This window comes from Azonexus sp. IMCC34842, from assembly GCF_050368855.1.
Lineage (GTDB): Bacteria > Pseudomonadota > Gammaproteobacteria > Burkholderiales > Rhodocyclaceae > Azonexus > Azonexus denitrificans_A.
Genome location: NZ_CP178449.1, coordinates 1,719,026 through 1,742,569 on the forward strand (window position 1 = coordinate 1,719,026; position 23,544 = coordinate 1,742,569).

A 23,544-nucleotide genomic window follows, 5' to 3' on the forward strand; every position below is an offset into this window, starting at 1 on the left:
TCATGGGTTATCGCTTGTCGTACCAGCGGGTGCTGGGCTTGGCCCTTGCCCTGCTGGCCCTCGGCGCGCCGGCCAGCCCGGCCAACGCCGCACTGTTTGCCCGGACAACCACCGACCTGCAGGCCGAAGTGCGGGCCGCCGCAGCCGAAGGCAAGCAGCTGGCGGTCTTCCTGACCCTGCCCGACTGCCCGGGCTGTCTGGAAATGGAACGGCAGGTACACGCCGTGCCGGCCATCGAGAAAGCCTTCAAGCGGAAGTTTCGCACGGTCAGCATCGACATTTCGACGAGCGACAGCCTGGTCGATCCGGCCGGCCGGCCATCGACCCCGGCCGCCTTTGCCCTGCGCCTGCGGGCTGTCGCCACGCCCTCCTACGCTTTTTTCAATCGCGACGGACAGGTGCTTTACCGGTTTACCGGCACGCTCGACCAGAACGGTTTCCGCCAACTGGCCGACTACGTGAGCAGCGCGCGCTATGAGCAACGTCCCTTCATCGCTCCGGCCCGCCAGGCGGCCCATGCCACGAACCTGCGCCTGAATGCCGAGCCGCCGGCCGCTACCGTGCCGCTGCACCCCGAGTTCAAGCTTGCCGCGACGGATGGTCAGACCCATCGCCTGGCCGACTTTCGCGGTCTCGGCGTCGCGCTGGCCGTCGGTTATACCCAGTGCCCGGATGTCTGCCCGACCACGCTGGCTGAGTTAAAGGCGGCCGTCGAAGCGCTGCCGCCGGCCCTCAAATCGCAAGTCCAGGTGCTGTTCGCAACGCTCGACCCCGAGCGCGATGCAATTCCCCTGCTCAAGGACTATGCGACGGCCTTTCGGCCGGATGGCGGCCGGCCGATTCTCGGTCTGCGTGGCGACCCGGCCGAGACGAAAAACCTGATCCGCCAGTTGCAACTGGTCGCCGACAAGCAGCCGTCGGCGTCGATGGGGTACACGTTGGATCACACCGCAGGCGTCTTTCTCTTTGACGCCGATGGCCGTCTGCTCGGCCTCTCGCCCTACGGCCAGCCGCTCAAGCAACTGGCCGCCGATCTTGCCAGCATCGCGGCCGACGCCAGCCGTCGCCGCCAACTCGCTCACCACTAACCGGAAACACCGAAATGCCCAGCAACAAACTGCTGCCTCTGGCCGAAGCTGTCCGTCGCTATACCTGGGACGGCATGCAGTACGCCAGCGGCGCCGCCCTCCCCGTCGGCTCCGACGCCATCGCCTTCGGCCGTGAATTGGTGCGCCAGAAACGCCGCGACCTGCACGCCATCTTTCACTGCAATACCCAGCAACTGAATCTGTTGGCCGGCGCCGGCGCAGTCAGCAAGGCCGAGTGCGGCTTTTCCGGGCTGGAGGTCTTCGGCTTCGCCAACGGCCTGCGCCGGGCGGTCGAATCTGGCCAACTGGCGCTGGAGGATTATTCCAACCTGGCCATGGCAGTTCGCCTGCTCGGCGGCGCAATGAACTGGCCGTTCGTGCCGGCGACGGTGAATATCGGCTCCGACATCCAGGAGCGCAGCGCCTTCGCTCCCGATGAATACCCGGCGAAACGCAAGATCCCGACCGTCACCGATCCGTTCTCCGGCCGCGAAATCGGCGCCTTCAGCCCGCTCAAGCCGGATCTCGCCGCCATCCATGTCTCGCTGGCCGACCCTCTGGGCAACGCCATCATGCTCGGCACCGAATGGAGCCGCTTCGAGCTGTCGCGCGCCGCCAGGAAAGTGGTCCTGATTGCCGATGCCATTGTCGATACGGATTGCATGCGGCAGTTCCCGAACCTCGTGCGCATCCCCGACATCATCGTCGAAGCCGTCGTTTATCACCCCTTGGCTGCCTGGCCGCAGTCATCGCCCGGGCTTTACGACGTCGATGAGGCGCACATGAAATTGATGAACAAGGCGCTGGCCACCGAACAAGGCACCGCCGACTACGTCAGCGACTTCGTCGACAGCTATGGCGACATCGACGGTTATCTCGACCTGATCGGCCGCGACAACATCGCCCGCTTGAGCGACAGCGCCACCAGCTTCCTGCTCGATCCGTTTCGGCAGTGGATCAAGACGCCCGAGGAAATCGCGGCGCTGACGGCGGAGGTGGCAGCATGAGCGAGAATCTGCCCTACAGCCGCCAGGAAATGATGGCGATCGCCACCGGCCGCGAGCTGCACGACGGCGAACTGGCCATCTTCGGCGTCGGGCTCTCGATGCTCGCCGGCTACTTCGCCCAGGCTTGCCACGCGCCGAACATCCGCGCCATGACCGAAGGCGGCGTCTATGGCGCCACGCCGGTCGGCGGCCTGCCCTGGGGCATCGAGTGCAATCGCATCTCGGCCAATGCCACCAGTTTCACCAACGCCATCGACGCCCTCGGCTTTCTCGTCGCCTCCGGCCGCTGCGATGTCGGCATCATCGGCGCGGCGCAGGTCGACAAGTTCGGCAACGTGAACACCACCGGCATCTGGGAAGGCGAGATCGGCGACCGCTACCGCCTGCCGAAAACCCGCCTGACCGGCGCCGGCGGGGCCAACGACATCGCCTGCGGGGCCGGCCGCGTCGTCATCATGGTCACCCATGAAGCCAAGCGCTTTGCCGACAAGGTCAGCTACATCAGCTCGCCGGGCTACCTGGAAGGCGGCAACGGCCGCGAACGCTACGGTTTCGTCGGCAAGGGGCCGTCGGCCATCATCACGACGCTCGGCATCCTGCGTCCCGACCCGGTCAGCAAGGAATTCATCCTCGAGGCCTATTACGCCTTCTCCTGCATCGAGGAAATCCTCGCCAACACCGGCTGGGATCTGAAGGTCTCGCCCAGCGTTCATGTCGTGCCCGAGCCGACGGCCGAAGAGCTGGCCGCGCTGCGCCGGGTCGACCAGACCGGTGCGCTGCGCAAAGCCTGAGGCATGAGCGAAAAAGGCGTCAATGCCAATTACCGCTTCATCGCTGCCTATCAGGAGGTCAATTCACGCATCGTCCAGCGTCACCAGGCGCTGACGCTCTACGTGACCTTGACCGCCAGCCTGCTGGCCGGCCTGTTTGCCCTGCATCCGGGCGAATCGAGCCGGCAGTTACCGGTCGAATGGCTGGTCTTTGCCTTCCCGGTGACCACCGTTTGCCTGGCCTTCCTCAATTACAAGACCGAACGCGCCATCACCAATCTGCGCTCCTTTCTGGCCAGCCTGGAGCGCATCGCCAATGCCCATCACCAGTTGCCCAGCTACAACACCGATCCGCGCTGGGCGAGCGGCGTCAACAAGGTCCGCCGTTTTCACGACTATGCGGCGGCCGTGCTGGCCAGCGGCGCCAACGCCATCGGTATCGGTGTCGTCATCCGGCTCTACCCGGAACGCCTGGCCGAGCGCCCGCTGCTCACCGGCATCCTGATTGTCGCCGCCCTTCTTTCGATCCTGGCTTTGCTGATCATCCCGCGCTGGAGTTATCAGCCGCCAGCCGAAGCCGCTTAATCCACCTTTCCGGAGTCACCATGTCCGAATCCCTCTACCTGCGCCACGACGATAACGGCGTCACCACCCTGACCCTGAACCGGCCGCAAGCCCGCAACGCGTTGTCGCAAGGCATGCTGCGCTCCCTGCTCGACGCCTTTGCGGCGCTTGCCGCCGACGACAGCGTGCGCGTCGTCATCCTCGCCGGCGCCGGCCCGGCCTTCTGCGCCGGTCACGATCTCAAGGAACTGCGCGCCGCCGAATATGCCCGCAACTACACCGAACAGCTGTTTGCCGACTGTGCCGAGCTGATGCAGGCCATCGTCAAACTACCCAAGCCGGTGATCGCCCGCGTCCATGGCATCGCTACCGCCGCCGGCGCCCAGCTGGTGGCCAGTTGCGATCTCGCCGTGGCCGCCGACGATGCCCGCTTTGCGACGCCCGGCGTCAATATCGGTCTGTTCTGCTCGACCCCGATGGTGGCGCTGTCGCGCAATGTCGCCCCGAAACACGCGATGCAGATGCTGCTCGGTGGCGACCTGATCGATGCCACCACCGCCTGGCGTTTCGGCCTGGTCAACGAACTGGTCCCGACGGCGGAGCTGGAAAGCCATACCATGGCCCTGGCCCGCAAGCTGGCCAGCAAGTCGCCGCTGACCCTGGCCATCGGCAAGGAGGCCTTCTATCGCCAGGCCGAACTGCCGCTGGCCGAGGCCTATGCCTATACCAAGGACGTCATGGTCGCCAACCTCCAGGCGCAGGATGCGCAGGAAGGGATCAACGCCTTCATCGACAAGCGTGTCCCGACCTGGTGCGGCCGCTGATTGCGGGCGCTGTCGAAAAGCCGGGCCGCCAACCCAGACAAACTGAATATCCTTATCGAGAATTCTTCGTTGGGTTGGACCTGGCGCCTTCCTATGATCGGCGGACACAAGTAATTCAGAGGTCCGCATGTCTTCTCGCCACGATCGCCTGATTCACTGGCTGCTCGGCAGCCTGGAACTGGAAACCACGCTTTTTCACCTGGGGCAGTATTGCGGCTCGTGGAAAGCCTCGACCAGCGGGCTGGCACGCTCGGGTTTCCATCTGGTATTGAATGGCGACTGCTGGCTGCACCTGCCGAACGAAGGCAGCGTTCACCCGTTGCGGGCCGGCGACGCGGTGATATTCCTGCGCGACGTTGTCCATTATCTCAGCCCGCTGGCCGACCCGGTGGCCGCGGCCCTGGCGCCACGCAGCAGCATGACGGCCCTTGATCTGGTCGTTCCCGAGAGCGTTGCGCTGGCCTGCGGCTTTTTTGGCTTCAGCTCCAGCCTGAACAGTGTCTTTCTCGGCTCCTTCCCCGACTACGTGGTGATTTCGAAAGATGGCGAATACCTCCGCGAAGCCCGCCCGCTCTTCGACCTGATCCTGGCCGAAGCCCTGGCCAGCGGCGAGGAGCCATCGCCGCTGATCAGCCGTCTGGTTGACCTGCTCTTCTTCTACGTCATCCGCCACCTGTGCCAGCGTCGCGAAGTTACGGCCGGGCTGTGGGCCATGCTCGGCCGACCGGAATTCGCACCACTGCTCGAGGCCATTATCGAAGAGCCGGGCAAGGACTGGACGGCGGAAGCCATGGCCGACCTCGCCCACATGTCGCGCGCCACTTTCTTCAAGCGTTTCGCCCAGACCTGCGGCGCTTCGCCCAGCCACTTCCTGTTGCAAATCCGCATGAAACTGGCCACCCAGATGATCGAGGATGGCCTGAGCCTGGCCCGCGCCGCCGAGAAGGTCGGCTACCAGTCCGACGCAGCCTTCTCGCGGGCCTTCAAGAAAGCCACCGGCGTGCTGCCCGGCGCCTACCGGCGGTCCCGCCAGCCGGCCCCGGGGCCGGTTGCCTAGGCGGCGCGAGACGAACGAACAAAAGAACGCGACGTTTGCACATTGAGGGTGGACGACCGCCACCGGACAATCCAGCCAGCCCATTTCGCACGGAGTTTTCATGTCACGCATCGCCATCCAGACCCTGGAATCAGCCCCCGAAGCCAGCCAGCCCTATCTCGCCAAAGCCAAGGCCAAGAACGGCTTCATCCCCAATCTGTTGGGCGTGCTGGCCAATGCGCCGACCGCCATCGAAACCTACCTGACGGTGACCGAGATCAATAGCCGCAGCAGCTTCACGCTGGCCGAGCGCGAAGTGGTGCAGATCACCGCCGCCACCAACCACGGCTGCACCTTCTGCGTCGCCGGCCACACCGCCATCGCCTACAAGCAGGGCAATCTGCCGACCGACCTGGTCGAAGGCCTGCGCCAGCAGACCACCCTGCCCGATGCCAAACTCGAAGCGCTGGCTGCCTTCACCCGCGCCATCATCCGCAGCAAGGGCGTGGTCAGCGATGCCGAACTGGCTGCCTTCAAGGCCGCCGGTTACGGCGAGCAGCAGGTCATCGAAGTCATACTCGGCGTCGCGCTGGCCACCTTGTGCAATTTCAGCAACTCGCTGGCCGGCACCGAACTCAATCCCGAACTCGCCGCCTACCGCTGGCAGAAAGCCTGAGCGTGACGACTGAAAACGTCCTGCTGGCCGCCCGCCAACTGGCGTTTTCCTATGGCGGCGCCCCGGTCTTTGCCGGCGTCGACCTGTGCATCGCCCGGCGCGAAATCGTCTGCCTGATCGGCGCTTCCGGCTGCGGCAAATCGACCCTGCTGCGCCTGCTTGCCGGGTTGGCCGAACCGAGCGCCGGTGACGTTGCAGTCGACGGCGAAAGCGGCCCGCAGCGCGCCGCCAAGGCCAGCGTCGTCTTCCAGTCGCCGGCCCTGCTACCCTGGCTGACGGTGGCCGACAACGTGGCATTTGGCCTCGATTTCGCCTGTCGCCCGACGAGCAGCCGCAGCGAGCGGCAACAGCACATCGAACGCGTGCTGGCCCAGGTCGGCCTGGCCGAACACGCCCAAAAAAAGCCGCAGGCACTATCCGGCGGCATGGCGCAACGCGTCGCCCTGGCCCGCGCCCTGGCCCGCAATCCGGAAATCATCTACCTCGACGAACCGTTTTCGGCGTTAGATGCGATCACCCGCGAATCGATGCAGGATCTGCTGCTCGACCTGGCGCACCAGCAACAGAGCGCCGCCCTGCTGGTAACCCACGACATCGACGAGGCGCTGCGCATCGGCGACCGCGTGTTGCTTTTGGCTGGCGGCCAGGACGGCGGGCCGGCCCGCATCGTCGGCGAATGGCGGCCGGGCGGCAAAGCGCCGCGCCAGCATCGCTCGCCGGCCCTCAACGCAATGCGCGAAGATATTCTCGATTCACTTTCCAACCCAGGCACAGCCTGGTTTCCCGACCTTTAGGAGTTGCCATGAACGACGATCTGCTTGCCAACCTGAGCGACGACCTGCCGCTCTCCCGCCGCGACTTTTTGCGCCTTTCCGCGCTGTTGACCGGTAGCCTCGCGCTGCCACCACTGGCGCGCGCCGCCAATCCGAACGACCCGGTGCGCATCGGCTACCTGCCGATCACCGACGCCTCGCCGCTGCTCGTCGCCCACAGCAAGAAGCTGTTCGAGGCGCAGGGCCTGGAAGTCGAAGCGCCCAAGCTGTTCCGCTCCTGGGCGCAGATCGTCGAGGCCTTCATGGCCGGCCAGGTCAATGTCGTGCATCTGTTGTCGCCGATGACCGTCTGGGCGCGCTACGGCAGTAACTTCCCGGCCAAGGTCGTGGCCTGGAACCACATGTCCGGCTCGGCGCTGACCGTCGCGCCCAATATCCAGACCATCAAGGACCTCGGCGGCAAGAAGGTCGCCGTGCCCTTCTGGTATTCGGTGCATAACGTCGTGCTGCAGCACCTCTTGCGCGAGAACGGCCTGACCGTCGTCACCAAGCCGGCCGGCGAACTCAAGGCCAACGAGGTCGCGCTGACCATCATGGCCCCGCCCGACATGGGTCCGGCCCTGGCCAACGGCGCCATCGCCGGCTTCATCGTCGCCGAACCCTTCAACGCCGCCGCCGAAACCAACGGCATCGGCCGCGTGCTGCGCTTCACAGGCGACGTCTGGCGCGAACACGCGTGCTGCGTCGTCACCATGCACGAGCGCGATCTGAAGGAGCGCCCGGACTGGTCGCAGAAGGTGGTCAATGGCATCGTCAATGCCCAGCACTGGCTGCGCGACAACCGCAAGGAAGGCGCCCAACTGCTCTCCAAGGACGCACCCGGCAAATACACGCCATTCCCGCCGGCCGTGCTGGAGCGCGTGCTGGTGCCGAACGCCGAGCGCCAGCAGCAGTACGTCAAGGAAGGTGCCATCCGCCATCCGGAATGGAAGGACGAGCGCATCGAATACCAGCCGTATCCGTTCCCGTCCTACACCGAGCAACTGGTCAAGCTGTTGAAGAACACCCAGGTCGAAGGCGACAACAAGTTCCTGGCTGCTCTCGATCCGGCTTTCGTCGCCAAGGATCTGGTCGACGACCGCTTCGTCAGGAAGTCGATCGCCGCGCTCGGCGGGCTGAAGGCCTTCGGCCTGCCGGAGAAATTCACGCGCAGCGAAACGCTTGTTGCCTGACGATCATGCCCGTCTCCTCACGCCTCAATTCATTGCCCGCAACCATCGCCCATGTCGCCTGGCCGCTTTGCGGCCTGCTGCTGGCCGTTGCCCTGTGGTGGCTGGCGATCCACGGCCTGGGGCGTGATTCCCTGATGGCGGCGCGCTTTTCGCCGGAAAGGACCTGGCTGGCCATGCTTGAACTGGCCAGCGGCCAGGACATCTGGTTGCATGCGCTGGCCAGCCTGCAACGGGTCGGATTCGGCCTGCTCATCGCCTTGCTGATCGGCGTGCCGCTTGGCTTGCTCGCCGGCAGTTGCGCCACCTTTAATCGCCTGACCTCAACCACCTTCCAGTTCCTGCGCATGATCTCGCCGCTGTCGTGGATGCCGCTTGCCGTCATGACGCTCGGCGTCGGCGAGGCGCCGGTCGTCTTCCTGATCGCCTTTGCCGCGGTCTGGCCGATCGTCCTCAATGTCGCCTCCGGCATCAAGGCCATCGATCCGCTCTGGCTGACCCTCGCCGCCAGCCTCGGCGCCAATGCCGGCGAACGGCTCTGGCACGTCACCGTGCCGGCCATCGCTGCCCACCTGCTGACCGGCATCCGGCTCGCCATCGGCCTGATCTGGGTGGTGCTGGTGCCGGCCGAGATGCTCGGCGTCAATGCCGGCCTCGGCTATTTCATCCTCGACACCCGTGACCGCATGGCCTACGGCGAACTGATGGCCTGCGTGCTGTTCATTGGCCTGCTCGGCTTCGCGCTCGACTGGCTGACCCGCCTCGCCCACCAGCGCTGGAGCGGCGCGTGAGCCTACCGACAAGGAAACAAACATGACTGCAGTCGAAACCCGTCTGGCTGAATCGGCCACCCTCGACGCCCTGATCGCCCGCGCCCTGGCGCCGCATGTCACCGCCATCGATCTCGCCGGCGAATACCCCGAAGCCTTCCTGCGCGCCGCCGGCCAGCTCGGCGTCTTTGCCGGCGTCATTGCGCCCGAATACGGCGGCAACGGCAAGGGGATCGCCGATACCATCGCGCAGATGGCCAAAATCGGCGAAACCTGCCTGTCGACGGCCTTCACCCACTGGTGCCAGACCGCCTGCGCCCGTTACATCCAGCTTTCCGACAACGCCGCGGCCAAGGCCGAATTCCTGCCCGGTCTGGCCAGCGGTCGCCAACTAGGGGGCACCGGCCTGTCCAACACCCTGAAGTCGTGCTGCGAGATCGAACGCTTCCTGCTCACCGCCCGGCGCGTCGATGGGGGGTATGAAATCAACGGCACCCTGCCCTGGGTCTCCAACCTGGGCGCCGATCATATCTTCGTCACCGGCTGCCCGGTCGATGGTGACGGCCGGCTGGTTTTCTTCATCGTCAAATGCGATCAGCCCGGTTTCCGACTGGTCGAAGGCGCCCATTTCACGGCACTGGAAGGTACCCGCACGCTGGCCTGCCAGTTCCGCAACGTGCGCATCGACGATGCACGGGTCCTCGCCCAACCGGCGCAGGCCGCCGACTACCTGCCGCGCATCCAGCCCGGCATGATCCTGGCGCAGCTCGGCATGGGCATCGGCCTGATCCGCGACTGTATCCGGCTGGTCGAGAGCACCGAACGAACGCACCAGCACATCAACTGCTTCGAGGACGACCAGGCCGACGACCTGCGGACGGCGCTGGCCGGCGCCGAAGCCGAAGTCTTCCGACTGGCCGCCCGCCTCGATGCCGGCGTCGCGCCGGCCGAGGTGCCCGAGCTGCTGCTCGACGTCCTGCGCATCCGCCTGGCCGGTGGCGAACTGTCGCTGCGGGCCGCCAATGCGGCGATGCTGCATCAGGGCGCGCGCGGCTACCTGCGCACTGCTGCAGCCCAGCGCCGCCTGCGCGAAGCCTATTTCATCGCCATCGTCACGCCGTCGCTGAAACACCTTCGGCGCGAGATTGCACGCCGGGAAGGCGGTACAAATTAAACGCAGCGCTGTGCAATGCCCATTGGTTATTGCACAGCGCTCGGGCGCCTAAATCCAGTAGCGCGGATAGCTGCCGCGGTCACGGAGGTTGTTCATGCCATAGGCGACGCCGACAATCACCAGCGCACCGGCAAGAACCGGCGTCAGCAGGAAGTCGAAGCCGGGATGCGTTGCCATCACCAGTAGCGGATTGGCCCCTGCCGGCGCGTGAACCGTCCGGGTCTGCTGCATGGCGGCCAGCGCCAGCCCGACAGCCAAGGCCTCGGACCACCAGAAATCGCCGATAAATTGCAGAACGACAAGACCGACCAGGGTGGTAACCAGGTGGCCGCCGATGATGCTGCGCGGTTGGGCGAGCGGCGAATCAGGCAGACCGAAGGCCAGAACGCAACTGGCACCGAAGGGCGCCATCAGCCACGCCGCACCTGACACCTGGGAAAGCCAGGCGGTAAGCGCGATGGCGAGAAAAGCGCCGAGCAGCGAAATCGACGTGAAGCGTAGCGGCGGCGCCGGTGGCGCACCCGACGAGAGCGGAAGACGGGGAAGCATGCATGACTCCTTGAATGAAAACGGAGGCAAGGATACTGATCGGTATCCTTGTTTGTCAACAGATCGGTATACTTGGCGCGTTTTCAGGAGAAAAGACGAGATGGACACTGCCGAGAAAATCCTCAATGCCGCATTGGCCGAGTTTTATCAGAACGGCTTTCATGCTTCCGGCGTCGACCAGCTGAGCAGCAAGGCCGGCGTCACCAAACGCACGCTGTACCGCCACTTTCCGAGCAAGGAATGCCTGATCGACAGCGTGCTGCAACTGCGCGACGAGCAATTCATGGAACGCCTGCAGGCGTTTGTCGACGCCGCGCCACGGCCGGAGCGACCGATGGCCTATCTGGATTTCCTTGAATCGTGGGGAAAGGAAGCCGACTTTCACGGATGCATGTTCATCAATGCCGCGGCCGAATATTCGGCCCCCACCGATCCCCCGCACCTCGCCGCCATCGCCCACAAGGAACGCGTTCTGTCCTATCTCGGGCGAATCTGCGAGGAAGCGGAGCTAGCCGACGCCGGATCGCTGGCCGCGCAACTTTTTGTAATCGGTGAAGGGCTGATTGTCGTCATGCAGGTCATGGGGCACTCTCCCTTGCTGATATCTTCAACTCGCCAGGTTTTTACGCAGTTGATTGAGACGGCAAGATCAGTCTCGCCATGATTGAAACCTCCTGTGCGAGCGGTTGAATGGCGCAAAGTAAATCCGAAGCAGCCAATCGCTCAGCCAGAACATCAGGTCCAATCACCGGCAAATCCTATAAGCACATAACAATAACGTCGTTCCCCGCCATCGCCGCTGCCGTGAAAATTGCTGAAAACAACCGAAGGACAGCATTTCATGGCAACTACCCAAACCACCACGGTCGACCGCCCTTATTGGGACGAAAAGCTTGAAACCCAGTCGCGGGCCGACTGGGATGCGCTCAAGCTCGATCTGCTGAAGAAACACCTGCACCACGCCTACGCCAACTCGCCATACTACAAGGACAGTTTCGACGCGGCCGGGGTGCATCCCGATCAGGTCAAATCGCTGGCCGACATTCGCCGCTTTCCCTTCATCGAAAAGAAAGTGTTGCGCGAACGGCAGGAAGCCTTGCCGCCCTTCGGCGATCTGGTTGCCGTGCCGGAACGCGACATCGTCTATATCTCGGCCTCCAGTGGGTCGACCGGCGTGCCGACCGCCTCGCCGTTCACCGCCCAGGATTTCGACGACTGGATGGACTACGAGGCGCGCCAATTCTGGTCTTCCGGCCTGCGCCCGGACGACCGTTACTGCCATTCGCTGAATTTCTCGCTGTTCGTCGGCGGCCCCTGCGTACTCGGCGCCCAGAAGCTCGGCGCGCTGTCCATCCACGCCGGCACCGTGCCCTCCGAGCGCCTGCTGGCCATCGCTCAACAGTTCCAGGCCACGGCGATCTGGACGACGCCGTCCTATGCCTGGTATCTCGGCGAAACGGCGATCAAGGAAAACATCGATCCGAAGAAGGATCTCGCCATCAAGCGTATTTTCGTCGCCGGCGAACCGGGCGGCTCGATCCCCGAAACCCGCCAGCGCATCGAGGCGCTGTGGGGCGCCAAGGTCTACGACTACTACGGCCTGTCCGACATCTTCGGCTCCTGCGCCGGCATGTGCGAAGAGCAGCACGGTCTGCACTGGGCCGAAGACCATATCCTGGTCGAAGTCCTCGACCCGGAGACCCGGGAACCGGTCGCCGAAGGCGAGCGCGGCGAACTGGTGCTAACCACGCTGAAGAAGAGCGCCCGGCCGATGATCCGCTTCCGCACCGGCGACATCGTCTCGTTCACCAGCGAGCCGTGCGCCTGCGGCCGGACTTCGCAGCGCATGCTCGGTACGCATGGCCGGCTCGACGACATGCTGATCATCAAGGGCGTCAATATCTTCCCCAGCGATGTCGAAGCGATCGCCCGCAAGGACCATGACCTGACCGGCGAATACCGGCTGATCATCGAGCGCGAGAATCACCTCGACCGGCTGACCGTGGAAATCGAACGGGCCGCCGCCGACACCGCGCGCGATGCCGAACTGGCCGCCCGTTTTGCCGGTCATCTCAAGTCGATTACCGGCGTCACGGCACAAATCGTCATCCTGCCGCCCGACACCCTCCCCCGCGCCACGCACAAGGCCAAGCGGGTCGAGGATAGACGCCAGCACGTGTGGAGCTGACATGGCCAAAACGCTGATCGTCCCAGGCTTGCGCAACAGCGGCCCGACCCACTGGCAAAGCTGGTTCGAGACGCAATTGCCCGATACCCACCGCGTCGAACAGGCGGACTGGGAAACCACCTGCCTGTCCGACTGGGCCGCCCGTGTGCGTCAGGAAATCGATGCCATCGACGAAGCGGTCTGGATCGTCGCCCACAGTTTCGGCTGCCTGGCCAGCGTGACGGCCGGCTTCGTCCGGCCCGGGCAGATTCTCGGCGCGCTGCTGGTCGCCCCGGCCGACCCGCAGCGCTTTGGCGAACCGACCGCGCTCCTTGAAGAAAAACTGCAATTTCCCAGCCTCGTCGTCGCCAGCAGCAACGACCCGTGGGTCAAGGCCAGCGCCGCGGAGTACTGGGCCGGGCTGTGGGGCAGCGGCTATCTGAACATCGGGCAGGCCGGCCATATCAATGTCGACTCCGGGCATGGCCCCTGGCCGGAAGGATTTCGGCTGTTCGAGCAGCTTCGGGCAAGCAAAGGCCTATAGATCGAATAGCGATAAGTATCGAGCAATTCGGTCTTTTTGCTTTTTAAACAGATGCCTAGACTGCGCGCATCGATCTTTTCGTCAGGAATGCTTGCGATGGACAAATCAGTTCCCCTTTCGGCTTCGCCCGTAGCCGTCGCCTCGCCTGAATGGAAAAGCATGGTCGAACACTGGAGCGACAAGGAAATCGAGCTGATCGCCAGCCGGATCAAGGCCGTTGCCCACCCGCTGCGTCTGGCGATGGTCTGCCTGCTCGGCGATCGGGAACTTACGGTTAACGAGATTTGCCAGGCCATCGGCACGACCCAGCCCAATGTCTCCCAGCATCTCTCCCTGCTGCACGACCAGCACCTGCTGACCTCGCGCAAGGAGGCCAACCGCGTCTACTACTCGATTGGCGACCAGCGCCTGAGTGAAATCATCGGCATGCTGCAGGGCATTTATTGCGCCTGATATCGAATCGACGGCGGGAGATTCAAGCCTGAATTTGGCTGACGATGAAACTATTTTCCTGACCCGCACTCGTCATCTGGCGGTAGCCGGCCAGAACCCGCTGCTTAGGGGGCGCTACGGTAGGACCGCAGGCAAAGCAGCCACTGAGTCTGCGGAAGCTGAATCGCTGTACCCAACCCAGAGGGTCGTTTTGTCGAAACTTTTTACACATAACCTCTGGTTGAGGGGCGACAATAGTTTCAAGCGATTGAAATATATGAAGAAAGCAAACGTGGATCGCAAATTGCTTATAGCTTTGAATCATACTTGACAACTACTAGTGGAAATAACCCATGTCCAAAATCTCTGCACTATTCACTGTTGCTGCAACGGCCGTTATGACTCTGGCTGTAGCAAGTGCCCATGCCGCCCCCATTATTGGGCCAGTGTCAGTTTCCGCATCGATCAGCGATCTCAATAACACCACGTTTGCCATTAGCAATTTGATCAACCAGTCGGGTTTGTCTTCAAGCTACACCAGCGGGGTTACTGATTTCTCAACGTTCGTTGCCTCGGCGACCCTAACGACTAGTCCGAGTTCAACCAACGGATGGGCGTCAACGACAGGCAACCAGTTTCCAGCATTTATAGATTTTGATCTCGGTGCAGTGTCATTAATCAGCCGCATGGCTCTGTGGAACGATACTGATATACAAGCACTTGGCGCGTTCCAGATCTTCGCTTCTGCTGATGCTGCCTTTACTACCCTGACTTCGCTGGGCACGTTCACCGGCGCGGTTCAGAACATCGGCACCTTGGCTCAAGTTTTCGATATAGCTGACGCCACTACGCAGTACATTCGCATCTCCGGCGCCCCCATCGTGAATGTCAACGGGCTGCTAAATATAGGGGAGATCGCCTTTGAGGGTGCAACCTCCAACGTTCCGGAGCCCACCTCGCTAGCCCTTCTAGGCCTCGGTCTCGCGGGACTTGGTGCGATCAGACGCAAGAAGGCCTGAGCGTTCCAGCGCTGTCGAAAACCCTGTCTTCGGCGGGGTTTCGCTTTTGTGCCTGCTTAAATCACGTGGCGAGCAGTTTCTACACAGTGTGCGGTGCCTAATCGGTTAGTCCGCATGGGGCGATTTTTCGTCCCCCTCCATCGTGGCAACAGCATAAAAAAGGCCTGGTTTCCCCAGGCCTTTTTGCTTTCCACCGAAATAAAAATCAGGCCGCAACCCTGCCCTTGCCCCGCGCCAGACGCCGCACCACAGCCAGCATCCGGTCGATTTCCTCGCAGGTGTTGTAGAACGCCAGCGAAGGCCGCACCGTGGCTTCGACGCCGAAACGCCGGAGAATCGGCTGGGCGCAGTGGTGGCCGGAGCGCACCGCGATGCCTTCCTCGTTGAGCGCCCGGCCAACCTCCTCGGTTGAGTAGCCGGCCAGCACGAAGGACGCGACGCTCGCCTTGTCCGCCGCCGTGCCGATCAGCCGCGCGCCGGGAATCGAGGACAGGCCGCGCGTCGCATAGACCAGCAGGTCGTGCTCGTAGCGGGCGATGTTCTCGAGGCCGATGCGTTCGACGTAATCGAGCGCCGCACCGAGGCCCACCGCGTCGGCGATGTTGCCGGTGCCGGCTTCGAACTTGTTCGGGGCCGGCTGGAACAGCGTCTTCTCGAAGGTGACGTCGGCAATCATGTTGCCGCCGCCCTGCCAGGGCGGCATCTGCTCGAGCAGCGCCTTCTTGCCGTAAACCACGCCGATGCCGGTCGGACCGAAGATCTTGTGGCCGGAAAAGACGAAGAAGTCGGCATCGAGCGCCTGTACATTGACGCGCAGATGGGACACCGATTGCGCGCCATCGACCAGCACCTTGGCGCCGGCCGCGTGGGCCATGTCGATGATCTGCTTGATCGGCGTCACCGTGCCCAGCGCGTTCGAGACTTGCGTCACCGACACCAGCTTGGTCTTGGCATTGAGCAGCTTCTGGAGTTCGTCCAGTTTGAGCTGCCCGCTGTCGTCGACCGGGATGACGCGAATCTTCGCCCCGGTTTGCTGGGCAAGCTGCTGCCACGGCACGATATTGGCGTGGTGTTCGAGCAGCGACACGACAATTTCATCGCCTTCGCCGATGTTCTGGACGCCCCAGGTCTTGGCGACCAGGTTGATGGCTTCCGTCGCACCGCGGACGAAGATGATCTCGTCGGCCGAACCGGCGCCGAGGAAACGCTGCACCTTCTGCCGCGCCGCCTCGTAGGCATCGGTCGCCCGCGCCGCCAGTTCATGCGCCGCACGGTGAATATTGGAATTCTCGTGGGCGTAGAAATAGGCGAGACGGTCGATCACCGATTGCGGCTTCTGCGTCGTGGCAGCGTTATCGAACCAGACCAGCGGCTTGCCGTTGACGCGTTCCTGCAGGATCGGGAAATCGCGGCGTACGGCATTGACGTCGAAAGCCGGCCGCGCACTCGGCGCAATCTCCGGCTCGCGCGCTGCATCCAGGAAATAGAAATTGCCCGGATTCTGCGGTTGGCCCGAAATATCTGCCGATTTGCGGTCGTGGCCGATGTCCGCCAGCAAGGCCAGCAATTCGCCCTGGCCCGGCAGGCCGAAGCTCTGCGCGACGACACGGTTCTCCGGCTTGGCCGGCACGCCGCCCGAATGGGCATACGGGCTGGCTTCGCCGATGAAGTAGTAAGGCGAACCGGGCGGCGAAGCCGGCAAGGCCTCGCGGAAGGCGCTCGGCGGTTGCGGCGGCGTGACGCTGGGTAGCGAGGCGGCATAGGCCTCCGGCACGCCGAACTCGGCGCCGCCGGAACCCAGCGGATCGACGACGTCCGGCGCCACCGGTTGCGGCAGGATGCTCGGCCCGGACTGCGCCAGGCTCAACTCCGGAGCCGGTGCACCGCCGGCGCCGAGCGAAGTCGGCAGCTCGTCGAACGACGGCAAAGCGGCGCCCGGCAAGGCCTGAAAGAAGGCCGATGCGAGCCGGCCAAGCGTGGCCTCATCGGGCAGTCCGGATGGCGCGCCGCCACCCAGCCCGTCGACGCCATTACTTGTAGGTGTCGGGATAGTCATGGTACTTGCCGATTTCCACATCTTCGAGGACTGCAATCGCATCCGGCACCAGCACGGCCAGCGAGCAATACAGCGAAATCAGGTAGGACGCGATGGCGTTGCGGTTGATGCCCATGAAGCGCACTGACAGGCCCGGGCTTTGTTCGCCGGCCAGACCGGGCTGGAACAGGCCGACCACGCCCTGACGCTTTTCGCCGACGCGCAGCAGGATGATGCTGGTCTTGCCGCCATCGACCGGGATCTTGTCCGACGGGATCAGCGGAATGCCGCGCCAGGTCAGGAACTGGGCGCCGAACAGCGAGACGGTCGGCGGCGGTACGCCGCGCCGGGTGCATTCGCGGCCGAAGGCGGCGATCGCCAGCGGATGGGCGAGGAAGAAGGCGGGTTCCTTCCAGACCTTGGTCAGCAGGTCGTCGAGGTCGTCCGGGGTCGGCGCGCCGGTCAGCGTCGAGATGCGCTGCTCGTCGGCGATATTGGCCAGCAGGCCGTAATCCGGATTGTTGATCAGTTCGGATTCCTGACGTTCCTTGATGGTCTCGATGGTCAGGCGGAGCTGTTCCTTGATCTGGTCGTGCGGGCTGCTGTACAGATCGGAAATGCGGGTATGCACGTCGAGAATGGTGGTGACGGCATTCAGGAAATACTCGCGCGGCGCTTCGTCGTAATCGACGTAGGTCTGCGGCAGTTCCGACTCGTCACGCTGCGAGCATGCGACGCGCACATCACGCGGGTTCTTGACGGTGTTCAGGCGGTAGATACCGGCTTCGACCGGCAGCCATTGCAGCAGATGCACCAGCCAGCGCGGGCTGATGGTGGACAGCTGGGCGGTGGTCTTGGTCGCATTGGCTAGTTGCCGGGCGGCAACATCGCTCAGGGCGGTCGCTTCGGGGTGTTGTGCCATGTGGAACTCTCCTTAGATCAGGAATGAAAATGTTTATAAGAAATCTGGATAAGCATTGTCGAAAGACGGCACCCCGGCTTCAACATGCTATAGCCATCAAATTGCCGTTCAGGCCGCCTGCTGCTCGCAATGGGCGAGCAATCCGGAGAGCGGGATTTCCAGTGCCCCGGCCAGTTTTGCGGCGGTGGCCAGGGACGGGATGACCCGGCCCCGCTCGACCTCGCCCAGGTACGAGCGATTCAGATCAGCCTTTTCCGCCAGCAATTCCTGCGACCAGCCGTTCGTCTCGCGAAAATGCCGGACGGCAATGCCAAAGTCCTGAATCAGGGCGCTCATTGCGTCACCCGGCCGGCGCCGCCCAGCTCATGCTGTAACGTTGCCTGGGAAACATGGCTGGCCGGCGGAATGCTTTTGGTCAGCCAGACGTTGCCGCCGATGCTCGAGCCGCGGCCGATGGTGATGCGCCCGAGAATGGTGGCCCCGGCATAGACGACCACTTCATCTTCGAGAATGGGATGGCGCGGTGCGCCCTTTTCCAAGGCGCCGCTTTCATCCTGGGTGAAGCGTTTGGCGCCCAGCGTCACCGCCTGGTAGAGCCGGACACGCTGGCCGATGATGGTGGTTTCGCCAATCACGACGCCGGTCCCGTGATCGATGAAGAAGCCGGGGCCGATCTGCGCCCCGGGGTGGATATCGATGCCGGTGATCGAGTGGGCGATTTCCGAAATGATCCGGGCGACCAGCTGAGCGCCCAGCGCGTACAAGGCATGCGCCAGACGGTAATGGATCACCGCCAGGATGCCCGGATAGCACAGCAGCACCTCATCGACGCTGCGCGCCGCCGGGTCGCCGAGATAGGCCGCCTCGACATCGGCATCGAGCAGGCCGCGCAAGGCCGGTAACTGCTGGGCAAAGGACTTGACGATCTCGGCGGCGTGGGCCTCGACATCGTTTTTCTCTTCGCACTGCAGGCGCCGGTTGTAGCCCAGTTCCAGCTCGACCTGCTGGAACAGCGCGTTGAGCGCCGTATCCAGCGTATGGCCGACGTAGAAGTCTTCGCCTTCCTGATGCAGATCGGTTGGCCCGAGCCGCATCGGAAACAACACGCCGCACAGCGACTCGGCAATTTCCTTCAATGCCTCGCGCGACGGGAATTCGCGCACCGCGAATTCAAGACTGCGGTGCTGCGCTGCCCGCCAGCGATCGCGAGCCGCATGCAACTCGCCGACGATATCCTTGACGCCCCAGCCGCCAACCTGCTCGTAGGCGAGGGACGAGTTGGCGACTGGATGCCTCATGCCGGCAACCCGGCTTCGTTGAACAGGCCTTCGAACAACACCGAACTCAGGTAACGCTCGCCGGAGTCGGGCAGGATGACGACGATGGTCTTGCCTGCGTTTTCCGGCTGCTGGGCCAGGCGGGCTGCGGCCGCCACGGCGGCGCCGCTTGAAATGCCGGAGATGATGCCCTCTTCCTTGGCCAGGCGCCGGGCATAGAGCACGGCGTCTTCGTTGCTCACCTGCTCGATGCTGTCCACCAGCGACAGATCGAGCACGGCAGGCACGAAACCGGCACCGATGCCCTGGATCTTGTGTGGCCCCGGTTTGATCGGCTCGCCGGCCCGCGACTGGGTAAGCACCGGGCTGGCCGTCGGTTCAACGGCCACCGACTGGATCGCCTTGCCCTTGGTGTTCTTGATGAAGCGCGAGACACCGGTAATCGTGCCGCCGGTGCCGACACCGGAAACCAGGATATCGACGGCACCATCGGTGTCGTCCCAGATTTCCGGACCGGTCGTCAGTTCATGGATTGCCGGGTTGGCCGGGTTCTTGAACTGTTGCAACAGCACGTACTTGCCCGGCTCGGAGGCGGCAATTTCCTCGGCCTTGGCAATGGCGCCGGCCATGCCCTTGGCGCCTTCGGTCAGCACCAGCTTGGCACCAAAGGCGGTGAGCAGCTTGCGCCGCTCGATACTCATCGTTTCCGGCATGGTCAGCGTCAGCGGAATGCCTTTTGCCGCGGCGACGAAAGCCAGTGCGATACCGGTATTGCCGCTGGTCGGTTCGACCAGTTCCTTGCCCGGCCCGAGCAGGCCCCGCTTTTCGGCGTCGTTGATGAGGGCCGCGCCGATTCGGCACTTCACTGAATAAGCCGGGTTGCGGCCTTCGATCTTGGCCAGCACGGTGGCCTTGCCGCCATCGAGCACGCGATTGAGCTTGATCAGCGGGGTACGGCCGATCGACTGCGAATTATCTGCAAACCATTTGGACATCTGTTGTTCTCCCTAGTGATTGATGAATCAGTCCTGAATCCACGGCAGACCGGCATTGCGCCAGCCATTGAAGGCACCGCGCCGCTGCTGCTCGTCGAGATCACCCTCGAAACCTTCGAGGATGTTGAATACGTTCTTGAAACCGGCCTTGGCAGCTGCCTCGGCGGCGGCCGCCGAGCGCTTGCCGCTGCGACAGAGCAGCAGAACGACGTCGTCCTTGCCCGCCTTGCCTTCCAGTTCCCGGGTAAACCGCGGGTTGCGCGACAGCGACAGGCCGGTCATCCAGGCGACATGCCTGGTTTCCGGCACATGGCCGACGAACTTGCGCTCCTCGGCGGTCCGCACATCGATCAGCACCGCTTCGCCACTGCTGACCAAGGCCCAGGCATCCTGCGGCGAGACGCTGCCGGCATAGGGCAACTGCTCTTCGGCGGCGCGCTGGCGGGCCTTCTCGAGAATGGGCGAGGCAGCGGCGGCAAAGCCTTTCTCGGCAAAGACGGCGTTCGCATAGGAAGGCTGCTGCACATCAATCACGACATCAGACATGGGAAATTCCTTTCGCATCTTGGCGACCAGCAGCTCGGCTTCGAAGCCACTGGTCCCGGTTGGGATTGGCGCCGCCAGAAACTCTGCGGTGACGTCTGTAGCCGCCAATTTATGCCCCGCCACCAATGCACAGAACGACTAAAAATTCAGATCGATATAACAATTTGAGTAATAAGCTTGTTGGCTATAGCCACCCGACTTGCGCCGACACGACCAGCCTAAGCAAACCCCGGCCGTCGGCCAACGACGCGCTGCGTCGATCGATATGGGCCGCAGGCGACATATCGAAATAGCCAGAAATTCTTTGTGCGCAGCGGGCAAGCACCGGACAATGGTCCGACACCGCCGGATTTAATCGATAACTTGCCAGGGCGGCTGACAAATACTGGCTAAAGCGTCGCTCGCTCCAGCACTCCCCGGGAGCCGGCCTCGCCGGACTTACCGGGGAGCAAGGAGTTGAAAATGGTACTGACCCTCGAACTGCCGATCCGCCCGATCACCATCGACCTGTTTGCCAGCTACGAAAGCCGCTTCGGCGCCCTGCCCGGCTGGCTCGACGAAATCCCGCCCAGCGAAGCACCGGCGCTGCTGCGCCAGGCCTTGCGTCGGGGCGCGCCGCTCGTGCCGGCCGACTATCTGTCTTGAAGGAAACGCCCTCCCGGTTCCGGGAGGGCTTCAGGCCGCTCCGTTCAGGCGGCGACGCAGGCCAGGGCGCTGCTCAACTGGCCGACGCTGCGCCGGCTGAACACCACCGGCACATCCATCTCGTCGGCCGCCCGGCGGATCTTCTTGGCCAGACCATGATTGACCTGATCGACCATCACCACGACCACCCGGGTATCGATCGGTATCGTCCGGTGGCACTCGCTTTGATTGCGCCCGGTCCAGTGACGCACCGGCACGTAGCCCTGCTGCACCAGATAGTCCTTGAAATTCCCGACCCGGTCACCGCCAACAATCAATGCCGCCATGCTGCGCTCCCAAAAGTTTTGACCGGGTCAATCTAGCGGTGGCACCGGGGCAATCGAACGACTTTAATCTGCAATCGACATAAGGCGATTTGTCATATGCATCTATCGGTTTGCCGCTTTCGCGATGGCCGGGCGGCGACGCTGCGTCAGTTGAGGGCTTCGGCCGAGAACCGGGAGAAGACAACGTCGGTCTGCTGGGTCGGCAAGGACTGAAGGCGTTGCGGCGGAGCGACTCGAGGTGCCCGAATATAGTAATTCGGGTCGTAGGAGTTCTCCAGCTTGTAGGGCGTGAATCGGGCCGCCCTGAAGATGGCGAACACCTCTTCGAGTTCTCCTTCCGAATAGGCGGAAGGCGTTATTTCAATAACCACCTCGGCGTCGTCGGCCAGCGAATCGAGCAGCGCGCGCATGCCGACGACGACCGAATATTCCGCGCCTTCCACGTCGATCTTGATCAGTTTGATCGAGCGGATTTCCTGCGCCGTCAACAGGCTCGGCAAGGCCTTGCCGGGAACGATCAACGATTCTCCGCCGAATTTCCCGGCCAGCGACGTGGTCGCACCTTCATTGCCTAAACCGGCATGAAACATCGGAATATCCCGATCGCCATCGGTAACGGCCCAGGGCAGCAGCCGAATATTGCCAAAACCGTTCAGCCTGACGTTCGCTTCCAGTTTCTTGAAAATGCTCGGGAACGCCTCGATGGCGACGACCGATCCCTTATCCAGATGGCTCGCGGCAAGCAGGGAAAAATACCCGACATTGGCGCCGACATCCACGAAAGTCCGCGCCGGGTGCTCCTTCAGCCGCGAGCTGACGAAGGCCGACAGATTCGGCTCCCAGACGCCGAAATAGTAGATGAAGCCCTGTACCAGATCGGCCGATCGACCGGCCATCCGCACGCCGGATTTCGTGCGTACCGTGTAATTGGAATCCCGCCATCCGAAGCGTTTGAAGAGAAACGACTTGCCGGTCGAAAAAGGCATGTAGCGGATGTAAAACCGGGCTATCGGCAGCGCCATCTGCGCCACCCGTTTCCTGAGACCTTTAACCATTTGCAGACCCTCGCCAAAACGATTAGAAATCCCCCGCCATTCTATTGACCGCCGGTATGCGTCCTTTTTGGTCAACGGCTGGCGGCTGATTTATAACACATCGAAGTATGGTAATTGCATGCCCAGCCGGCGACCGGCTTCCCGAAAATGCGTAATCTTCAAGTGGCGCCAGCAACTAGGCCTCGAAATCTGGTTCTGGTTGCGATGCCTGTGACGTGCTGGAGTTTCATCCGCGGGTTATGGAACTGCCGGTCAGGCCGCGCCAGCACGAACAACTGGAACGCGCCGCCTTCGGCGACGCGGTCTAGGGCTTAACCGCCGGCAATAAAACCGCGCAGCGTATCGAGCACCGCATCCGGCCGTTCGGCCATCAGGGCATGGCCGCTGCCTTCGATGCTGACCAGGCGGGCGCCGGGGATGAAGCCGAGCAGCGCCTTGGCCGCCTTGGGCGAGGTCATCCGGTCCTGGCTGCCGGCGACAATGAGCAGCGGCGTGGCGATTTCCTTCAGGCTGTCCGGACTGCGCGCATAGGCGTTGCAGGCATTCATGTCGGTATGGAAGACGCCCTTTTTCTGACGTTCCATCAGCCGCTGGTTCATGCCAAGCAACCACAGGCCGGGCACCGTATTGCCACCGATCTGGCCGGTTGCCGAGTAGGAGAAGGCATTGATCATCGCAACCGCCTTCGGCTCGTTGTCGCGTGTCGCATCGAGCAAGGCCTGCGAGACGGGCATCGGCAGCGAGGTGCCGATCAGTGCCGTCTGGCTGACCCGGCCGGCGTGGCGAGCGGTGGTTTCAAGGGCAACCAGCGAACCCATGCTGTGGCCGATCAAGCTTGCCTTTTCAACCCCGAGAGCATCGAGCAAGGCGACGATCCAGTCGGCCAGCGCCTCGACCGAAGGCAATGCCTCGCCGGCGCTGCGGCCGTGCCCGGGCAGGTCGGGCACCAGCACCGAAAAGCCGTGATGGGCGAACCAGCGGCTCTGCAACACCCAGCAGGAATGATCCTGCTGCGCCCCATGGATGAAGACGACGACCGGTTGCTGCCGGACGGCATCCGCCGTCAGTTTCTTGCCGCCGTTGTAGATATAGGCCGACTGGCCGAGCACATTGATTTCCAT

General features: G+C 63.2%; 27 protein-coding genes. 17 read left to right on the forward strand and 10 right to left on the reverse strand.

Annotation, left to right across the window (positions count from 1 at the left end; genetic code table 11):
* Window positions 1-2: 2 nt before the first annotated feature.
* The 11 genes from ACLIKD_RS08110 to ACLIKD_RS08160 all read left to right on the forward strand — a co-directional run bounded on the left by ACLIKD_RS08110 (window position 3) and on the right by ACLIKD_RS08160 (window position 9,911).
* A complete protein-coding gene (locus ACLIKD_RS08110; protein WP_428827905.1) occupies window positions 3-1,088 on the forward strand; it encodes an SCO family protein in 1,086 nt (361 codons plus the stop codon).
* A 14-nt stretch (window positions 1,089-1,102) separates the two neighbouring features.
* Entirely contained in the window at window positions 1,103-2,095 is a 993-nt protein-coding gene (locus ACLIKD_RS08115) for a CoA transferase subunit A (RefSeq protein WP_428827906.1), read from the forward strand.
* Window positions 2,092-2,886, forward strand: a complete 795-nt coding sequence (locus ACLIKD_RS08120; RefSeq protein WP_428827907.1) for a CoA-transferase subunit beta — start codon at window positions 2,092-2,094, stop codon at window positions 2,884-2,886. Before ACLIKD_RS08115 ends, ACLIKD_RS08120 begins: the two co-directional genes overlap by 4 nt.
* A 3-nt stretch (window positions 2,887-2,889) precedes the next feature.
* On the forward strand, window positions 2,890-3,450 hold the full coding sequence (locus ACLIKD_RS08125; protein WP_428827908.1) for a hypothetical protein: 561 nt from the start codon (window positions 2,890-2,892) through the stop codon (window positions 3,448-3,450).
* A 20-nt stretch (window positions 3,451-3,470) separates the two neighbouring features.
* Window positions 3,471-4,253 (forward strand): enoyl-CoA hydratase, encoded by a 783-nt coding sequence (locus tag ACLIKD_RS08130; RefSeq protein WP_428827909.1) that lies wholly within the window; start codon window positions 3,471-3,473, stop codon window positions 4,251-4,253.
* A gap of 127 nt (window positions 4,254-4,380) precedes the next feature.
* Entirely contained in the window at window positions 4,381-5,310 is a 930-nt protein-coding gene (locus ACLIKD_RS08135; protein WP_428827910.1) for a cupin domain-containing protein, read from the forward strand.
* A gap of 100 nt (window positions 5,311-5,410) precedes the next feature.
* Window positions 5,411-5,965, forward strand: a complete 555-nt coding sequence (locus tag ACLIKD_RS08140) for a carboxymuconolactone decarboxylase family protein (RefSeq protein WP_428827911.1) — start codon at window positions 5,411-5,413, stop codon at window positions 5,963-5,965.
* A gap of 2 nt (window positions 5,966-5,967) precedes the next feature.
* Window positions 5,968-6,759: an ABC transporter ATP-binding protein gene (locus ACLIKD_RS08145; RefSeq protein WP_428827912.1), complete on the forward strand. Its 792-nt coding sequence runs from the start codon at window positions 5,968-5,970 to the stop codon at window positions 6,757-6,759.
* Window positions 6,760-6,767: 8 nt separating this feature from the next.
* Window positions 6,768-7,970, forward strand: coding sequence for an ABC transporter substrate-binding protein (locus ACLIKD_RS08150; RefSeq protein WP_428827913.1), 1,203 nt, complete (start codon window positions 6,768-6,770; stop codon window positions 7,968-7,970).
* Between the two features lie 5 nt (window positions 7,971-7,975).
* Window positions 7,976-8,758 (forward strand): ABC transporter permease, encoded by a 783-nt coding sequence (locus tag ACLIKD_RS08155; protein WP_428827914.1) that lies wholly within the window; start codon window positions 7,976-7,978, stop codon window positions 8,756-8,758.
* Between the two features lie 22 nt (window positions 8,759-8,780).
* The gene (locus ACLIKD_RS08160; protein WP_428827915.1) at window positions 8,781-9,911 is read left to right on the forward strand and encodes an acyl-CoA dehydrogenase family protein; all 1,131 of its coding nucleotides are present in this window, start codon (window positions 8,781-8,783) and stop codon (window positions 9,909-9,911) included.
* Window positions 9,912-9,959: 48 nt separating this feature from the next.
* On the opposite strand, the gene ACLIKD_RS08165 is transcribed toward ACLIKD_RS08160, so the two are convergent.
* A complete protein-coding gene (locus ACLIKD_RS08165; RefSeq protein WP_226470703.1) occupies window positions 9,960-10,460 on the reverse strand; it encodes an HPP family protein in 501 nt (166 codons plus the stop codon).
* A gap of 100 nt (window positions 10,461-10,560) precedes the next feature.
* Here ACLIKD_RS08165 and ACLIKD_RS08170 point away from each other — a divergent pair, with 100 nt between their 5' ends.
* The 5 genes from ACLIKD_RS08170 to ACLIKD_RS08190 all read left to right on the forward strand — a co-directional run bounded on the left by ACLIKD_RS08170 (window position 10,561) and on the right by ACLIKD_RS08190 (window position 14,622).
* Window positions 10,561-11,124, forward strand: a complete 564-nt coding sequence (locus ACLIKD_RS08170; RefSeq protein WP_428827916.1) for a TetR/AcrR family transcriptional regulator — start codon at window positions 10,561-10,563, stop codon at window positions 11,122-11,124.
* 177 nt (window positions 11,125-11,301) lie between these two features.
* Window positions 11,302-12,648, forward strand: a complete 1,347-nt coding sequence (locus ACLIKD_RS08175) for a phenylacetate--CoA ligase family protein (protein ID WP_428827917.1) — start codon at window positions 11,302-11,304, stop codon at window positions 12,646-12,648.
* Window position 12,649: 1 nt separating this feature from the next.
* The gene (locus tag ACLIKD_RS08180; protein WP_226419770.1) at window positions 12,650-13,171 is read left to right on the forward strand and encodes an RBBP9/YdeN family alpha/beta hydrolase; all 522 of its coding nucleotides are present in this window, start codon (window positions 12,650-12,652) and stop codon (window positions 13,169-13,171) included.
* Window positions 13,172-13,267: 96 nt separating this feature from the next.
* On the forward strand, window positions 13,268-13,624 hold the full coding sequence (locus tag ACLIKD_RS08185) for an ArsR/SmtB family transcription factor (RefSeq protein ID WP_428827918.1): 357 nt from the start codon (window positions 13,268-13,270) through the stop codon (window positions 13,622-13,624).
* Between the two features lie 332 nt (window positions 13,625-13,956).
* Entirely contained in the window at window positions 13,957-14,622 is a 666-nt protein-coding gene (locus ACLIKD_RS08190; RefSeq protein ID WP_428827919.1) for a PEP-CTERM sorting domain-containing protein, read from the forward strand.
* A gap of 205 nt (window positions 14,623-14,827) precedes the next feature.
* Here the strand turns inward: ACLIKD_RS08190 and ACLIKD_RS08195 are convergent, their stop codons facing one another.
* The 6 genes from ACLIKD_RS08195 to ACLIKD_RS08220 all read right to left on the reverse strand — a co-directional run bounded on the left by ACLIKD_RS08195 (window position 14,828) and on the right by ACLIKD_RS08220 (window position 20,397).
* Window positions 14,828-16,678 carry a family 2A encapsulin nanocompartment cargo protein cysteine desulfurase gene (locus ACLIKD_RS08195; protein WP_428827920.1) on the reverse strand — a complete coding sequence of 617 codons (1,851 nt, stop codon included), beginning with the start codon at window positions 16,676-16,678 and terminating at the stop codon, window positions 14,828-14,830.
* Window positions 16,653-17,579, reverse strand: a complete 927-nt coding sequence (locus tag ACLIKD_RS08200) for a family 2A encapsulin nanocompartment shell protein (protein WP_226419763.1) — start codon at window positions 17,577-17,579, stop codon at window positions 16,653-16,655. The genes ACLIKD_RS08195 and ACLIKD_RS08200 overlap by 26 nt, the downstream gene beginning before the upstream one ends.
* 108 nt (window positions 17,580-17,687) lie before the next feature.
* A complete protein-coding gene (locus tag ACLIKD_RS08205) occupies window positions 17,688-17,915 on the reverse strand; it encodes a helix-turn-helix domain-containing protein (protein WP_226419762.1) in 228 nt (75 codons plus the stop codon).
* Entirely contained in the window at window positions 17,912-18,877 is a 966-nt protein-coding gene (gene epsC / locus ACLIKD_RS08210) for a serine O-acetyltransferase EpsC (protein ID WP_428827921.1), read from the reverse strand. The genes ACLIKD_RS08205 and epsC overlap by 4 nt, the downstream gene beginning before the upstream one ends.
* The gene (gene cysK / locus ACLIKD_RS08215) at window positions 18,874-19,851 is read right to left on the reverse strand and encodes a cysteine synthase A (protein ID WP_428827922.1); all 978 of its coding nucleotides are present in this window, start codon (window positions 19,849-19,851) and stop codon (window positions 18,874-18,876) included. The genes epsC and cysK overlap by 4 nt, the downstream gene beginning before the upstream one ends.
* A gap of 27 nt (window positions 19,852-19,878) precedes the next feature.
* Window positions 19,879-20,397: a rhodanese-like domain-containing protein gene (locus tag ACLIKD_RS08220; protein WP_428827923.1), complete on the reverse strand. Its 519-nt coding sequence runs from the start codon at window positions 20,395-20,397 to the stop codon at window positions 19,879-19,881.
* Window positions 20,398-20,859: 462 nt separating this feature from the next.
* Here ACLIKD_RS08220 and ACLIKD_RS08225 point away from each other — a divergent pair, with 462 nt between their 5' ends.
* Window positions 20,860-21,042: a hypothetical protein gene (locus tag ACLIKD_RS08225; RefSeq protein ID WP_226419758.1), complete on the forward strand. Its 183-nt coding sequence runs from the start codon at window positions 20,860-20,862 to the stop codon at window positions 21,040-21,042.
* Window positions 21,043-21,086: 44 nt separating this feature from the next.
* Here ACLIKD_RS08225 and ACLIKD_RS08230 read toward each other — a convergent pair whose 3' ends face one another.
* The 3 genes from ACLIKD_RS08230 to ACLIKD_RS08240 all read right to left on the reverse strand — a co-directional run bounded on the left by ACLIKD_RS08230 (window position 21,087) and on the right by ACLIKD_RS08240 (window position 23,544).
* Window positions 21,087-21,368 carry a DUF2325 domain-containing protein gene (locus ACLIKD_RS08230; RefSeq protein WP_226470693.1) on the reverse strand — a complete coding sequence of 94 codons (282 nt, stop codon included), beginning with the start codon at window positions 21,366-21,368 and terminating at the stop codon, window positions 21,087-21,089.
* A gap of 146 nt (window positions 21,369-21,514) precedes the next feature.
* Entirely contained in the window at window positions 21,515-22,498 is a 984-nt protein-coding gene (locus ACLIKD_RS08235) for an FkbM family methyltransferase (protein WP_428827924.1), read from the reverse strand.
* Between the two features lie 236 nt (window positions 22,499-22,734).
* On the reverse strand, window positions 22,735-23,544 hold the full coding sequence (locus ACLIKD_RS08240; RefSeq protein ID WP_428827925.1) for an alpha/beta fold hydrolase: 810 nt from the start codon (window positions 23,542-23,544) through the stop codon (window positions 22,735-22,737).